The organism is Streptomyces sp. NPDC052023, from assembly GCF_044548465.1.
GTDB lineage: Bacteria > Actinomycetota > Actinomycetes > Streptomycetales > Streptomycetaceae > Streptomyces.
Genome location: NZ_JBIUBW010000014.1, coordinates 1 through 14,458 on the forward strand (window position 1 = coordinate 1; position 14,458 = coordinate 14,458).

The window sequence follows — 14,458 nt, forward strand, 5'->3', positions numbered from 1 at the left end:
GGGGGGGGCGGGGGGCCCCCCCCCGGGGGGGGGGGGGGGGGGCGCGGGGGGGGGGGGGGGGGGGCCGCCCCCCCCCCCCCCCCCCCGCCCCCCTCGGTCACGCGTCGGTGGTGTCAGCGCCGGAGCTGCGGCAGCACCTTCGTGCGGTAGAAGTCGAAGAAGGCGCGCTGGTCAGGACCGATCTGGTTGACGTAGACGCGGTCGAAGCCCGCCCCGGCGAAGGCGCTCAGCGCGGCCACGTGTTCGTCCACGTCGTCGCCGCAGACCGTGTGGTCGCGGACCATGTCCTCGGTGATCAGCGGCTCCAGCTGCTCGAAGTGGCGAGGTGAGGGCAGCACCTGGCCCATCTCGCCGGGCAGCAGCTGGTTCGACCACAGCCGCCGGACCGTGCGGACCGCCTCGTCGCGGTCGGTGCCGTAACAGACCTTCGTCCCGCCGCTCACCGGCTTCGCGCCCCCGCCGCCCTTGCGGAACTGCTCCACCATCGACTCCTCGGGCGTCATCGTGATGTAGCCGTCGCCCACCCGCGCGGCGAGGGCCGTGGCCTGCGGGCCGAAACCGGAGATGTCGATCGGGACGGGCTCGTCGGGGACCGTGTAGAGGCGGGCGTTCTCCACCTTGTAGTGCGTGCCGTAGTGACTGACCTCCTCGCCCGTGAACAGCTTGCGCATCACCTGGATGGCCTCCTCCAGCATGTCCATGCGCACGGTGGCGGGCGGCCAGGTGTGGCCGACGACGTGCTCGTTGAGCGCCTCGCCCGTGCCCACCCCCAGGCGGAAGCGGCCGTTCGTCATCACCGCGCTGGTCGCGGCGGCCTGCGCCACCACCGCCGGGTGGATCCGGACCGTCGGGCAGGTGACCGCGGTCTCGACGGGCAGGGACACCGCCTGGGAGATCGCGCCGATCACCGACCACACGAAGGGGCTCTGGCCCTGTGCGTCGTTCCAGGGGTGGTAGTGGTCCGAGATCCACAGCGCCTCGAATCCGGCCTGCTCGGCCATCCGCGCCTGCTCGACGAGATCCGCCGGGCCGAACTCCTCGCAGGACAGGAAATAGCCGTACTCGGGCATGGCGATGCCTCCGGGTGAGGGCGGGTGGGTGGGTCACCGGGCCGGGTAACCGGCACCCTCGGCACCAAACGCCGGGCCGAACGGGGGGTCCGTCCGGGTTTGGGTGCCCTGACCAGGGGGACGCGGAGAACCTCGGACGAGACGACCGCCGGAGGCGAAACCGTGAGTCGACCCCGCATCGTGATCGTCGGAGCCGGCTTCGCCGGCTACCGGACGGCCCGCGTCCTGTCGCGGCTGGCCAGGGGCAAGGCCGACATCACACTGCTGAACCCGACCGACTACTTTCTGTACCTTCCCCTGCTGCCACAGGTGGCCGCGGGGGTCCTGGAGCCACGCCGGGTCACCGTCTCCCTGTCCGGCACCCTGCCACAGGTGCGGCTCGTCCTCGGCGAGGCCGAGGGCATCGACCTGGACGCCCGCACCGTGCACTACTCGGACCCCGAGGGCGGGGGCGGCACGCTGGAGTACGACCGGCTGGTGCTCGCCGCCGGCAGTGTCAACAAGCTGCTGCCCATCCCCGGCGTCGCCGAGCACGCCCACGGCTTCCGCGGCCTGCCCGAGGCGCTCTACCTGCGCGACCACGTGACCCGGCAGGTGGAGCTGGCGGCCGCCGCCGCGGACGCCAAGGGCTGTGCCGCGCGCTGCACCTTCGTGGTGGTCGGCGCCGGCTACACCGGCACCGAGGTCGCCGCGCACGGGCAGATGTACACCGACGCGCAGGTGCGCAATCACCCCCTGCGCGAAGGCATGCGGCCGCGCTGGATCCTGCTGGACATCGCCCCGCGCGTCCTGCCCGAACTGGACGAACGCCTCTCCCGCACCGCGGACCGGGTACTGCGGGAGCGGGGCGTCGACGTGCGGATGGGGACCTCCGTGAAGGAGGCGATGCACGGCGGGGTGCTGCTGACCGACGGGGAGTACGTCGACACGCGCACGCTCGTGTGGTGCGTGGGCGTGCGGCCCGATCCGCTCGTCGATGGGCTGGACCTGCCCATGGAACGCGGGCGGCTGCTCGTGGACCCGTACCTCCAGGTGCCCGGCCGGCCCGAGGTGTTCGCGTGTGGGGACGCCGCCGCGGTGCCCGACCTCGAGAACCCCGGCCAGTACACGCCGATGACCGCGCAGCACGCCTGGCGGCACGGCAAGGTGTGCGCCCAGAACATCGCGGCGTCGTTCGGGGCGGGGGAGCGGCGTCCCTACCGGCACCGGGACCTGGGGTTCGTGGTGGACCTGGGGGGCGCCAAGGCGGCCGCGAATCCGCTGGGTGTGGCGCTGTCCGGGGTCGCGGCCGGGGCCGTCACGCGGGGGTACCACCTCGCCGCGATGCCGGGCAACCGGCTGCGGGTGGCGGCGGACTGGCTGCTGGACGCGGTACTGCCGCGCCAGGCCGTGCAGTTGGGGCTCGTACGGTCCTGGTCGGTGCCGCTGGACACGGCGTCGCCGGAGCTGGCGCGGATGCCGGAGGGGGCGCTGCGGGGCACCGGGGCCGAGGCGGGGGAGGGACCAGGGGCCGCCGTGTCCCCCGACGCCGCGGGGAACCGGCCCGGCGACGAGCCCGCCAGGAACCAGCCCGGGCCCGAGCCCGCCAGGAACCATCCGGGTGGCGAACCGGCCAGGGGCCACCATCCGGGCGGCGAACCCGCGAGGAAGCACCGCGGCGGCCGGCCCGCCGAGAACGAACCCGCCGGGGACGAACCCGCCGAGAACCGGTCCGCCGCCGGACGCGGCGCGGACCACCCCTCGCCGGGCCCCGTGAAGCGCACCGACACCCCCGACGAAGGAGACCGATGAACACCCGCGAACTCGTCGAGCTGGCCCAGCAGTTGCGCGTGGACAGCGTGCGGGCCTCCGCCGCCGCAGGCTCCGGGCACCCGACGTCGTCGATGTCCGCCGCCGACCTGATGGCCGTCCTGATCGCCCACCACCTGCGCTACGACTTCGACCGTCCGGACCACCCGGGCAACGACCGCTTCGTGCTGTCCAAGGGACACGCCTCGCCGCTGCTGTACTCCGCGTACAAGGCGGCCGGTGCCCTCGACGACGGTGAGCTGCTCACCTTCCGCAAGCTGGGCAGCCGGCTCGAAGGGCACCCCACCCCGCAGCGGCTGCCGTGGGTCGAGACGGCCACCGGATCGCTGGGGCAGGGGCTGCCGGTCGGCGTCGGGATCGCGCTGTCCGGCAAGCGGCTGGACCGCGCGGACTACCGCGTGTGGGTGCTGTGCGGGGACAGCGAACTCGCCGAGGGCTCCGTGTGGGAGGCCGCCGAGCACGCCTCGTTCGAGAATCTCGACAACCTCACCGCGATCGTCGACGTCAACCGGCTGGGCCAGCGCGGCCCCACCCGGCACGGCCACGACCTCGATGCCTACGCCCGCCGCTTCCAGGCGTTCGGCTGGCACACGATCGAGATCGACGGGCACGACGTGGACGCGATCGACCGTGCGTACGGAGAGGCGCTCTCGACCAAGGGCCAGCCGACCGTCGTCCTCGCCCGCACGCTCAAGGGCAAGGGCGTCGAGGCCGTCCAGGACCGTGAGGGGCTGCACGGCAAGCCGCTCCCCGACGCCGACGAAGCCGTCGCCGAACTCGGCGGCCCCCGTGACCTGCGCGTGCACGTGCACGAGCCGCGGGCCGCGCGCCTGCTGCACGCCGTGCGTGAGGACCATGTCGAGCTGCCCCGCTTCGACAAGGGCGAGGAGGTGGCGACCCGTGACGCCTACGGCAAGGCGCTCGCCGCCCTCGGGACCGGACGGGGGGACGTCGTCGCCCTCGACGGCGAGGTGAGCGACTCCACGCGGGCCGAGGCCTTCGCCAAGGAGCACCCCGAGCGCTTCTTCGAGTGCTACATCGCCGAGCAGCAGATGGTCGCCGCCGCGGTGGGCATTTCCACCCGTGGCTGGGTGCCGTACGCCTCGTCGTTCGCGGCCTTCCTCACGCGCGCCTACGACTTCGTGCGCATGGCCTCGGTCAGCGGGGCCGGGATCAACCTGGTCGGCTCGCACGCGGGCGTCGCGATCGGGCAGGACGGGCCCTCGCAGATGGGCCTGGAGGACCTCGCGATGTTCCGGGCCGTGCACGGCTCGACCGTGCTGTACCCGTGCGACGCCAACCAGACCGCCCGGCTCGTCGCGGCCATGGCCGACCTGGACGGCATCCGCTACCTGCGCACCTCGCGCGGCAAGAACAAGGTGATCTACGGCCCCGACGAGGACTTCCCGGTGGGCGGCAGCAAGGTGCTGCGCGCCTCGGCGACCGACCGGCTGACCCTCGTCGCGGCAGGCGTCACCGTGCCCGAGGCGCTGGCCGCCGCCGACGCGCTGGACGGCGAGGGCATCCAGGTGAGGGTGATCGACCTGTACTCGGTCAAGCCCGTCGACCGGCACACCCTGCGCCAGGCCGCCGAGGACACCGGCTGCCTGGTCACCGTCGAGGACCACCGTGAGGAGGGCGGCCTCGGCGACGCCGTCCTGGACGCCTTCCTCGACGGTCGTCCCACGCCGCGGCTGGTGCGGCTCGCGGTGCGCACCATGCCCGGTTCGGCCGCGCCCGACCAGCAGCTGCACGCCGCGGGCATCGACGCCGAGTCCATCGCCGCCGCCGTCCAGCTGCTGGTGGAGCAGGCGGTCGTACGGTGAGCGGTGACGGCGTCCACGCCGTGCGGGCCGGCCGGCGCACCGTCGAGGTGCACCGGCCGGACAAGGTGCTCTTCCCCGGCGGCGGGGACGCCAAGGAGTACACCAAACGGGATCTGGCCGACTACTACCGGGCCGTCGCGCCGTTCATGCTGCCGCACCTGCGCGGCCGTCCGCTGATGCTCCAGCGGCGTCCGGACGGCCTGGACGGCCCGGAGTTCATGCAGAAGAACACCCCGGAGAACTATCCGGACTGGATCACCCGCGCCGAGGTGACCAAGGAGGGCGGCACCCTGTGCCACACCGTGTGCGACGACGCCGCCACCCTCGTCTACCTCGCCGACCAGGCGTGCCTCACCCTGCACCGGTGGCTCTCCCGGACCGGCCGGCTCGACCGGCCGGACCGGCTGGTGTTCGACCTCGACCCGTCCGGCGACTCCTTCGCGCCGGTGCGCGAGGCGGCCTGGCTGCTCGGGGAACTGCTCGACACACTGAAGCTGCCCTCGGCGCTGATGACCACCGGCTCGCGCGGGCTGCACGTCGTCGTACCGCTCGACGGGCGCCACGAGTTCGACGAGGTGCGGGAGTTCGCCCGGGACGTGGCCGGCACACTCGCCGCGGCGCATCCCGACCGGTTCACCATCGCGGCCCGCAAGAAGGACCGCGGCGACCGCCTCTACCTCGACGTGCAGCGCAACGGCTACGCGCAGACCGCCGTCGCCCCCTTCACCGTACGGGCGCTGCCCGGCGCGCCCGTCGCCGTGCCCGTCGGCTGGGACCAGCTCGACCACCCCGGCTTCGGGCCGCGCCGCTGGACCCTCGCCGACGCCGTCGACCAGGCCCGCACCAACCCCTGGGCCGGTGTGCTGAACCGCGGCCGTGCCCTCGGCCCCGCCCGGCGCCGGCTCGACGCGTTGCGTGGCTGACGCACATACCGCCGCTGCGCAGGCCTGATGGGCCACCCGGGAAACGCGTGCGGATTCCGAAGGTTTGGCCAAGGGATCAGCGGCCACCCGAACTGCGAGGTGGCCATGTCGAACACAAAGAACACATCAGATTCGCAGAGTTCACGTAACTCCCCCAACAAGCAGGACACATCGGACCAGGCGAAAGGTGGTGCGGCGGACTCCCGGCCGAGCCCCATGCAGGTGCTGCGCGACGCGCGCGGCCAGCTGGAGGAGCTCACCGGTATGGCCGCCGAGAGCGTGTCGTCCTTCGAGCAGACCGAGGACGGCTGGTCCCTGGAGGTCGAGGTCCTCGAACTCGCCCGCGTGCCCGACACGATGAGCCTGATGGCGAGCTACCAGGTCGAACTCGACCCCGACGGACAGCTCACCGGCTACCGGCGCCTGCGCCGCTACGAACGCGGGCGGGCCGATGCCAGCAGGCGGTAGCCGTCCACCCGTAGCCACACCCATCGAAAAGGAGGAACAGCCGGCATGACCGTTGTACCGGCACAGCAGAGCGGCGGTGGAGGCGGCAGCAGCGGCCTCTACGACGTGCTTGAACTGGTGCTCGACAGGGGGCTCGTGATCGACGCGTTCGTCCGCGTCTCCCTGGTCGGCATCGAGATCCTGAAGATCGACGTCCGTGTCGTCGTCGCCAGCGTCGACACCTATCTGCGCTTCGCCGAGGCGTGCAACCGTCTCGACCTGGAGTCCGGCCCGCGCAAGAGCCCCGGCCTGCCCGACGTCGTCGGCCAGATCACCGAGTCCGGCGCGCGCGGCAAGTCCAAGGGCGCCCTGTCCGGGGCCGCGCAGACGATATCCGACGCCTTCAGCCAGGCGCGCGAGGAAGGCGAGTCGCGGCCGCGTGCCCGTAAGACCACGTCCTCGCGGCGCAGGGAGGAGCAGGAGTGAGCACGTACGTCTACGGCATCGCGGCGAGCGCGCACCCCGCGCTTCCCGACGGCATGGGCGGCGTCGGCGACCCGGCCCGGCCCGTGCGCATCCTCAAGGAAGGCGCCCTGGCGGCCATCGTCAGCGACGCGCCCGAAGGACTGCGCCCCAAGCGCAAGGACCTGCTCGCCCACCAGAACGTGCTGGCGGAGGCCGGATCGGCCGGCTGTGTGCTGCCGATGCGGTTCGGCAGTGTCGCCCCGGACGACGCCGCGGTCACGGGTGTGCTCGTGGAGCGCGCCGGGCACTACCAGGAACGCCTGACGGCGCTGGACGGCCGGATCGAGTACAACATCAAGGCCAATCACGTCGAGGAAGCCGTCCTGCACCACGTGATGGCCGAGAGCCCGGAGATCCGCGCGCTCGCCGAGGCCAACCGCAAGGCGGGCGGCGGCGGTTACGAGGACAAGATCCGGCTCGGTGAGATGGTCGCGGCCGCGGTGCAGGCCAAGGAGGCCGAGGACGGACCCGCGCTCCAGCGTGTCCTGGAGCCGGCCGCGGAGGCGGTCAGTGTGGGCCCGGAGTCCTCCGGATGGCTCTCCAACGTGTCGTTCCTGGTGGACCGGCGGTCCGCCGAGAACTTCCTGGCGGCGGTGGAGCAGGTCCGTAAGGAGATGCCGCACCTGGAGGTGCGCGTGAACGGCCCGCTGCCCCCGTACAGCTTCGTCGAGCCCGGCCCCGCCGAGCCGGCGGGCAGCACCGCGGGCGGCGTGGACACCGGGGCCGGGTGACGGCATGGGACTGATCTCGGAGGTGCTGCTGCTGCCGTTCGCCCCGGTGCGCGGCAGCGCCTGGGCCATCAGACAGGTCCTCCACGAGGCGGAGCGGATCTACTACGACCCCGCCACGATCCGGGCCGAACTCGCCCGGCTGGAGGAGCGGCTGGAGGCCGGGGAGATCACCGAGGAGGAGTTCGACCGTGAGGAGGACGAACTCCTCGACCGGCTGGAGATCGCTTCGCGCAGCGGCGCGGGAACGGGCAACGGGACAGCACGATGAATCGAGTGGGACTGGGCCTCGCGGTAGGGGCCGGATACATTCTCGGACGCACGAAGAAGATGAAACTGGCGTTCGCCGTCGGCACGCTCGTCGCCGGCAAGCGGATGAACCTGGGCCCGCGGGCGCTCGCGGACCTGGTGTCCGGGCAACTGCGGAACAACCCGCAGTTCAAGGAGCTCGGCGACCAGCTCCGCCAGGACCTGCGGGGCGTGGGCGGAGCCGCGACGGGCGCCCTGGTGGAGCGGCAGCTCGACGCACTCGCCGACCGGCTGCACGACCGGACGGCGGGCATGCGTGAGCGGCTCGGCGGAGCGGTTGCGGGCGGCCGTGACCTCGGGTACGACGACGAGGAACGGGACGACGGGCGCTACGAGGACGAGCGGTACGACGACGACCGCTACGACGACGAGCGCTACGACGACGCACCGGACTCCGGCGGGCACGACGACGAGGAGCGCCACGACGAGCAGCCCCGGGGGACCGCCCGCAGGAAGGCGGCCCCGAAGGAGCTCCCGGCCGCCAAGGCCGAGGCAGGCAAGAAGGCCGCCAAGACGGCGCCCGCGCGCAAGGCGGCCCCGGCGAAGAAGGCGGCGGCCAAGCGCACCGCCGCACGCAAGACGGCCGCCGCCAAGACGGCCGGCCGCAAGACGGCGTCCGCGCGCCCAGGCGCCCGGGCACCGAAGGGAGGCGGTGACCGATGACCGGGACCCTCGGATCGGCGACGTCCACGGCGGGCCGCGCGGCCCGCTCCAACCCGCTCGGCGACGTGGCCCACAGCGAGGCCGCGGACCGCCTGAAGGCGGAGGCGCAGGAGTATCTGGCGGCGCAGGCCACCCGGCTGCTCACCGGCCTCGGCCGCAAGCTCGGCGAGACCACCGGCAAGCTCAACGACATCGCCGAGGGCCGTAGCCCCGGCTTCGCCCAGCTCGCCCTCGAGGGCGGCCGCAAGCTCGCCGAGGGCAAGGGCCCACTGCGCTCGGCGGTGGAGGTCGGCGCTTCCCGGGCGAAGGACAACGTGGTCGGTGCGCTGAAGAGCCTCACCGGCGGCAAGGGTGGCGGCAAGGGCGGCTCCGGCCACCGGCCCACAGTGATCATGGAGTACGTCGACGTGGGTGTGCCGCTGCGCACGGCCTACGACCAGTGGACCCGCTACCAGGACTTCAGCACCTTCGCCAAGGGCGTCAAGAGCGCCCAGCGGGCCGACGACACCAGCTCGGACTGGCAGCTGAAGGTCTTCTGGTCCAACCGCAGCTGGAAGGCCCGCACCACCGAGCAGGTCCCCGACGACCGGATCGCCTGGACCTCGGAAGGCGCCAAGGGCACCACCAAGGGTGTCGTGTCCTTCCACCGGATCGCCGACAACCTCACCCGGGTCCTGCTGGTGATCGAGTACTACCCGAAGGGCCTGTTCGAGAAGACCGGCAACATCTGGCGCGCACAGGGCCGCCGCGCCCGGCTCGACCTGAAGAACTTCGCCCGCCACATCACCATCCGGGGCGAGGCGGAGGACGGCTGGCGCGGGGAGATCCGCGACGGCGAGGTGGTACGCGGCCACGACGAGGCGGTCGCCGAGGAGGAGGACGAGGCCGGGCAGGACGAGGCCGCCCCGGACGACGCCGAGCAGGACGACGGCGGGTACGACGGTTACGACGAGTACGAGGAGGACCGGGAACCCGACGAGGAGTACGAGGACGAGGAACCTCGCGCGGAAGGGGAACCCGGACCGCGGGACGAGACCGAGGAACCCGAGGAGAGTGAGGAGCCCGAGGCGACCGACGACGAGTACCGGGACGAGCACGCAGAGGCCCGGAGCCGTCGATGACGACGCCGACCCGTCTGCCCGACCCCTATGGCAACGGCAGCGGCGCCAACCTCGCCGACATCCTGGAGCGGGTGCTCGACAAGGGCGTCGTCATCGCGGGCGACATCCGCATCAACCTGCTCGACATCGAACTGCTCACCATCAAGCTGCGGCTCATCGTCGCCTCCGTCGACAAGGCGAAGGAGATGGGCATCGACTGGTGGGAGGACGACCCGGCCCTGTCGTCGGGCGCTCGCCGTAAGGAACTCGCGCAGGAGAACGCCGAGTTGCGCGAGCGGCTGGCGGCGCTGGAGGCCGGCCGCGCACAGGAGGAGAGCCCATGACCGGACTGCGGTACGTGTACGCCGTCTGCCGCCCCTTCGGCGCGGCGCTGCAGTCCCAGCTGACGGGCGTGGCGGGGGCGCCACCCAAGCTGCTGCACCACGGTGGCCTGGTCGCGGTGGTCAGCACGGTGCCCGAGCACGACTTCGCCGAGGAGCCGCTGCGCGCGCATCTGGAGGACCTCGACTGGCTCACCGCCACCGCCCGGGGTCACCAGGGCGTGATCGACGCGCTCACCACGGTGACGACGCCCCTTCCGCTCCGGCTGGGCACCGTCTTCCGGGACGACAGCGGCGTACGGATGATGCTGGAGGCCCGCGAGGGCGACTTCCTGCGCACCCTGGACCGGCTCGCGGGCCGGGTGGAGTGGGGCGTGAAGGTGTACGCGGAGTCCGGGACCGGCGAATCCGGGGAGCCCGCGCAGTCCGCGGAGCCCGCGCGGGGGCCGGACGCCGAGGCCGGCGCGGAGGACGGGCGGGCGGCCGGAAAGGCCATGTCCGGGCGGGACTACCTGCGCCGGCGCAGCCGCAGCGTCAAGGAACGCGAGTCGGGCCTGCGGAAGGCGGAGGAGTTCGCGGACCGGCTGCACGAAAGGCTTGCCGCGCACGCGGAGGACTCCCGGCTGCACGCGCCCCAGAGCGCCCAGCTGTCCGGGGCCTCGGGCCGCAACGTGCTGAACGCGGCCTATCTGGTGCCGCGCGGGCAGTCCGAGGAGTTCGTGGAGATCGTGGATCGTACGAAGGACGAGATGCCGGGGATCCGGGTGGAACTCACCGGCCCGTGGGCGGCCTACTCCTTCGCGGGGGAGAAGCCGTGACGGTGATCGAACGCCGTGAGATCGCCCTGGTGGACCTGCTCGACCGGCTGCTGGCCGGCGGTGTGGTCATCACCGGCGACATCACCCTGCGCATCGCGGACGTCGACCTCGTCCGCATCGACCTCAACGCCCTGATCAGCTCCGTGAACGAACAGGTCCCGTCCCCCTGGGGTGATCCGACGTGACAGCTCCCCGCAAGCTCGACCTGGAGCCGGACACGGTCGAACGCGACCTGGTCAAGCTCGTCCTCACCGTCGTGGAGCTGCTGCGCCAGCTGATGGAACGGCAGGCGCTGCGCCGCTTCGACGAGGGCGATCTGAGCGAGGAGCAGGAGGAGCGGATCGGGCTCACGCTGATGCTCCTCGACGACCGTATGACGGAGCTGCGGGACCGCTACGGGCTGCGGCCCGAGGACCTCAACCTGGACCTCGGGCCGCTCGGACCTCTGCTGCCCCGGGACTGACGGCCCGGGGCCAGGTCACCAGCGGTACCAGCGTCCCCTGGTGCCGCCGGCGGTCGTGCCCCGGAGCAGGAATCCCAGCAGCCACAGGACCAGCACCGCGATGGCGATCCACCAGAGCACCTCGACGGCGAACCCGGCGCCGAAGAGAATCAGTACGAGAAGCAGTACGAGCAGGATGGGAACCATGATGACCTCCTGTTCGCCGAGTTTCCCGAAACGGGTGTTTCAGCCGATCTTGCGGCACAGGATTTCCCCGTGCAGCACGCCGAACCAGCCGGCGGCCGCCCTTCCCCATTCCCGCCAGGCCTCGGCCACGGCCCGCAGCTCCTCTCCGGTGGCGTGGCCGCCCTCGATCGCCCGTCGGGCGTACGCGGACGCCACGGTGCGGTCCGCCCACAGGCCGCTCCACCACGCCCGCTCGTCCGGCGCCGAGAAGGTCCAGGTGCTCGATGTGGCCCTGACGTCGGTGAGCCCCGCCCGCAGCGCCCAGGCCTTCAGCCGGCGGCCCGCGTCCGGCTCGCCCCCGTTGGCGCGGGCGACGCGCCGGTACAGCTCCAGCCAGTCGTCCAGGCCGGGTGAGGCCGGGTACCAGGTCATCGCGGCGTAGTCCCCGTCACGGGCCGCGACGAAGCCGCCCGGCTTCGTCACCCTCACCATCTCGCGCAGCGCCCGCACCGGGTCGCCGACGTGCTGGAGCACCTGGTGGGCGTGGACCACGCAGAAGGTGTCGTCCGGGAAGTCCAGCGCGTGCACGTCGGCCACCGGGAAGCCGACGTTGGCCAGGCCCCGGCCGGCGGCCGTGGCCCGCGCCTGCTCCAGGATCTCCGGCGCCCGGTCGACCCCGGTGACGCGGCCGTCCGGGACCAGCGCGGCCAGGTCGGCGGTGATGGTGCCGGGGCCGCACCCCACATCCAGGATCCGCATGTGCGGCTCCAGCACGCCGAGGAGGTACGCCGCCGAGTTGGCGGCGGTCCGCCAGGTGTGGGACCGCAGCACGGACTCGTGGTGCCCGTGCGTGTAGAAGGCGGTCTCCTGGGCTTTCTGCATGGCGGTACCCCTTGTCCTCCGGCCGGATCGCGTCCACGGTCACGGTACGCGTCCGACCGGATGGTGAGACATGGAGTTTTGCCATACGGACTGACGGTGTATCAGTACTGCTGGGTCGGTACTGCTGTGTCAGTACTGCTGAGGCAAGGGCCGGTAGACCACCAGTGCCTCCGGCAGCTTCTCCAGCGACACCTCGCCCTCCACCTCGGTGACCTCGCCGTCGTAGGCGAGCAGCGTGCCCGGGGCGACGCCCGACAGCCGCAGCCGGCGGACCTGGACGGCGGCGTGGGCGGGGGAGCGGGTCAGCGGCCCGGCGAGCGCGGCGGCGAGCAGGCGCAGCGCCGGCCTCCGGCCGCCGTGCACCACCCGCACGTCGAGGTGCCCGTCCGCGAGGTCCAGCCGGCGGGCCGGCGCCAGCCCCATCCGGTGATAGGTGCCGTTGCCGGCGAACAGCAGCCACAAGGGCCGGGCCCTGCCGCCCACTTCGGCCTCCAGCGGATGCCGGTCGGCGCGCAGCACCCGCAGCGCCGCGAGCACCCCCGCGGGCCAGCTGCCGATCCGGTTAGACCAGCGGTCCCGCTCGCGTACCAGCTCCGGATAGACACCCAGGCTGCACGTGTTGACGAAGACGCCCCGCTTGTCGCCGCAGGCGAACCGGCCCATGTCCACGCGGACCGCGTCGCCCTGCTGGACGGCACCGGCCAGGGCCCGTACGTCCTCCACGCCCAGGTCGTGGGCGAAGTGGTTCAGCGTCCCGCCGGGCAGCGCGGCGAGCGGCAGGTCGTGGCGCAGGGCGATCTCGGCGGCGGTGTTCACCGTGCCGTCGCCGCCGCACACGCCGAGCACCCGGGCCCGGGCGGCCGCCTTCTCCAACTCGTCCGGCACCTCCTCCGGCAGGCACTCGACGACCTCCGCCCGGGGCAGGGCGGTCCGCAGCGCCCGGATGCGGTCGGAGCTGCCGGCCGCCGTGTTGGCGACGACGACCATGCCTTCGCCCTCGGGCAGCGCCGGGGCGTCGGCGCGCGGCCGGGGCGGCAGGGTGACCTGGTCGCGGGTCGGCACCATGCCCCGTACGGCGAACGCGGCACCCGCGCCGAGGGCCGCGCCCGCCAGCACGTCGCTCGGGAAGTGGACACCGGTGTAGACGCGGGACATGGCGACCGAGAACGCGACCGGGGCGACGACGGCACCCCAGGTGGGGGACTCCATGGCCACACCGGCCGCGAAGGCCGCGGCCGAGGCGGAGTGGCCGGAGGGGAAGGACGTGGTGATCGGCTGGCGCTTGAGATGACGGACGGACGGCACGGAGTCGAGGACGGGGCGGGTGCGGCGCACACTGCGCTTGCCGATGGTGTTGATCGTGGCCGAGGCCAGCGCGAGGGAGGCCACTCCGCGGACGGCTGCCCGCCGGGCCCTGGGGGTGCGGCTGGCCGCGATGACGCCGGCGGTCGCGAACCACAGCAGCCCGTGGTTCGCGCTGCGGCTCAGCCGGGGCAGCACGGGTTCGGCGGCGGGCCAGTCCCGCGCGGCGGCGAACTCGAACAGCCGGCAGTCCAGCGCGAGCAGCCGCTCGCGCAGTGCGTGGCGGCCGGGTCGGGGGGCGGTGAGGTCGACGTCTGGGCTCATGTAGGGGCGGGTACCCTGAAGTGGCTGTCTTCTGTCCGGTCCTCGGGGGCCGGCACCCGGAGGAACCCGCCGAATGCGCCTGCTGCTCGTCCGCCACGGTCAGACCCCGTCCAACGTCCGCCATCTGCTGGACACCGCGGCCCCCGGTCCCGGCCTGACCGAGCTGGGTGAACGCCAGGCCGCCGCGCTGCCGGCCGCGCTCGCCGGCGAGGACATCGAGGCCGTCTACGCCTCCACACTCGTCCGCGCCCAGCTCACCGCCGCTCCGCTCGCCGCGGCCCGCGGGCTCGACGTGATCGTGCGGGACGGCATCCGTGAACTGTCTGCGGGTGATCTGGAGATGCTGCCCGGCGACTCGGAGCGCGGCGAGGAGTACATGCGGATCGCGTTCGCCTGGGCCGCGGGGGACACCGCGCTGCGGGTGCCCGGCGGAGAGAGCGGCACGGAGGCGCTCGCACGGTACGACGCGGTGGTCGCCGAGGCCGCCCGCAGCGGCGCCGGGACCGTCGCCATGGTCAGCCACGGCGCCGCGATCCGGACCTGGACGGCCGCCCGCGCCGGCAACGTCGACGTGGCCTTCGCCGCGGCCCATCCGCTGGAGAACACCGGCGTGGTGGTCCTCGAAGGCTCCCCGTCGGACGGCTGGAAGGCCCTGACCTGGGCCGGCGCGACCGTCGCGCCCGCGGGCGACGGCGGTCCGACCGGGGAGCCGGTGGACACGGCCGGTCACGCGCGTTAAGCGTTTGCCCCACCCCCTCGGCCG

Annotated in this window: 18 protein-coding genes; 14 read left to right on the forward strand and 4 right to left on the reverse strand. The window is 73.0% G+C overall.

The features are described from left to right. Nucleotides 1-113 precede the first annotated feature (113 nt). On the reverse strand, nucleotides 114-1,070 hold the full coding sequence (locus ACIHCM_RS25215; protein ID WP_399899888.1) for an LLM class F420-dependent oxidoreductase: 957 nt from the start codon (nucleotides 1,068-1,070) through the stop codon (nucleotides 114-116). 162 nt (nucleotides 1,071-1,232) lie between these two features. On the opposite strand from ACIHCM_RS25215, the gene ACIHCM_RS25220 reads away from it, so the two are divergent. The 13 genes from ACIHCM_RS25220 to ACIHCM_RS25280 all read left to right on the forward strand — a co-directional run bounded on the left by ACIHCM_RS25220 (nucleotide 1,233) and on the right by ACIHCM_RS25280 (nucleotide 11,022). Then, complete coding sequence (locus ACIHCM_RS25220; RefSeq protein ID WP_399899891.1) at nucleotides 1,233-2,861, forward strand: FAD-dependent oxidoreductase; 1,629 nt, start codon at nucleotides 1,233-1,235, stop codon at nucleotides 2,859-2,861. Beyond that, nucleotides 2,858-4,705 carry a transketolase gene (locus ACIHCM_RS25225; RefSeq protein ID WP_399899894.1) on the forward strand — a complete coding sequence of 616 codons (1,848 nt, stop codon included), beginning with the start codon at nucleotides 2,858-2,860 and terminating at the stop codon, nucleotides 4,703-4,705. The genes ACIHCM_RS25220 and ACIHCM_RS25225 overlap by 4 nt, the downstream gene beginning before the upstream one ends. Then, a complete protein-coding gene (gene ligD, locus ACIHCM_RS25230) occupies nucleotides 4,702-5,628 on the forward strand; it encodes a non-homologous end-joining DNA ligase (RefSeq protein ID WP_399899897.1) in 927 nt (308 codons plus the stop codon). Before ACIHCM_RS25225 ends, ligD begins: the two co-directional genes overlap by 4 nt. A gap of 105 nt (nucleotides 5,629-5,733) precedes the next feature. Next, nucleotides 5,734-6,096, forward strand: coding sequence for a gas vesicle protein (locus ACIHCM_RS25235; RefSeq protein WP_399899900.1), 363 nt, complete (start codon nucleotides 5,734-5,736; stop codon nucleotides 6,094-6,096). Nucleotides 6,097-6,141: 45 nt separating this feature from the next. Continuing rightward, nucleotides 6,142-6,561 (forward strand): gas vesicle structural protein GvpA, encoded by a 420-nt coding sequence (locus ACIHCM_RS25240; protein ID WP_399899903.1) that lies wholly within the window; start codon nucleotides 6,142-6,144, stop codon nucleotides 6,559-6,561. Continuing rightward, nucleotides 6,558-7,331: a GvpL/GvpF family gas vesicle protein gene (locus tag ACIHCM_RS25245; RefSeq protein WP_399899906.1), complete on the forward strand. Its 774-nt coding sequence runs from the start codon at nucleotides 6,558-6,560 to the stop codon at nucleotides 7,329-7,331. Before ACIHCM_RS25240 ends, ACIHCM_RS25245 begins: the two co-directional genes overlap by 4 nt. Nucleotides 7,332-7,335: 4 nt before the next feature. After that, a complete protein-coding gene (locus tag ACIHCM_RS25250) occupies nucleotides 7,336-7,599 on the forward strand; it encodes a gas vesicle protein GvpG (protein WP_399899909.1) in 264 nt (87 codons plus the stop codon). Next, entirely contained in the window at nucleotides 7,596-8,300 is a 705-nt protein-coding gene (locus ACIHCM_RS25255) for a DNA primase (RefSeq protein WP_399899912.1), read from the forward strand. The genes ACIHCM_RS25250 and ACIHCM_RS25255 overlap by 4 nt, the downstream gene beginning before the upstream one ends. Next, entirely contained in the window at nucleotides 8,297-9,421 is a 1,125-nt protein-coding gene (locus ACIHCM_RS25260; protein WP_399899915.1) for an SRPBCC family protein, read from the forward strand. Before ACIHCM_RS25255 ends, ACIHCM_RS25260 begins: the two co-directional genes overlap by 4 nt. Next, on the forward strand, nucleotides 9,418-9,744 hold the full coding sequence (locus ACIHCM_RS25265) for a gas vesicle protein (protein WP_399899918.1): 327 nt from the start codon (nucleotides 9,418-9,420) through the stop codon (nucleotides 9,742-9,744). Before ACIHCM_RS25260 ends, ACIHCM_RS25265 begins: the two co-directional genes overlap by 4 nt. Continuing rightward, nucleotides 9,741-10,559 (forward strand): GvpL/GvpF family gas vesicle protein, encoded by an 819-nt coding sequence (locus ACIHCM_RS25270; RefSeq protein ID WP_399899921.1) that lies wholly within the window; start codon nucleotides 9,741-9,743, stop codon nucleotides 10,557-10,559. Before ACIHCM_RS25265 ends, ACIHCM_RS25270 begins: the two co-directional genes overlap by 4 nt. After that, entirely contained in the window at nucleotides 10,556-10,744 is a 189-nt protein-coding gene (locus ACIHCM_RS25275; protein ID WP_393108914.1) for a gas vesicle protein, read from the forward strand. Before ACIHCM_RS25270 ends, ACIHCM_RS25275 begins: the two co-directional genes overlap by 4 nt. Next, the gene (locus tag ACIHCM_RS25280) at nucleotides 10,741-11,022 is read left to right on the forward strand and encodes a gas vesicle protein K (protein ID WP_393108916.1); all 282 of its coding nucleotides are present in this window, start codon (nucleotides 10,741-10,743) and stop codon (nucleotides 11,020-11,022) included. The genes ACIHCM_RS25275 and ACIHCM_RS25280 overlap by 4 nt, the downstream gene beginning before the upstream one ends. Before the next feature lie 15 nt (nucleotides 11,023-11,037). Here ACIHCM_RS25280 and ACIHCM_RS25285 read toward each other — a convergent pair whose 3' ends face one another. The 3 genes from ACIHCM_RS25285 to ACIHCM_RS25295 form a co-directional block, all read right to left on the reverse strand. Continuing rightward, nucleotides 11,038-11,208 (reverse strand): hydrophobic protein, encoded by a 171-nt coding sequence (locus ACIHCM_RS25285; RefSeq protein ID WP_399899925.1) that lies wholly within the window; start codon nucleotides 11,206-11,208, stop codon nucleotides 11,038-11,040. 39 nt (nucleotides 11,209-11,247) lie between these two features. After that, entirely contained in the window at nucleotides 11,248-12,069 is an 822-nt protein-coding gene (locus tag ACIHCM_RS25290; RefSeq protein WP_399899928.1) for a methyltransferase domain-containing protein, read from the reverse strand. Nucleotides 12,070-12,198: 129 nt separating this feature from the next. Further along, nucleotides 12,199-13,695, reverse strand: a complete 1,497-nt coding sequence (locus ACIHCM_RS25295) for a bifunctional phosphatase PAP2/diacylglycerol kinase family protein (protein WP_399899931.1) — start codon at nucleotides 13,693-13,695, stop codon at nucleotides 12,199-12,201. Nucleotides 13,696-13,768: 73 nt separating this feature from the next. On the opposite strand from ACIHCM_RS25295, the gene ACIHCM_RS25300 reads away from it, so the two are divergent. Continuing rightward, complete coding sequence (locus ACIHCM_RS25300) at nucleotides 13,769-14,434, forward strand: histidine phosphatase family protein (protein WP_399899934.1); 666 nt, start codon at nucleotides 13,769-13,771, stop codon at nucleotides 14,432-14,434. Nucleotides 14,435-14,458: the final 24 nt, after the last annotated feature.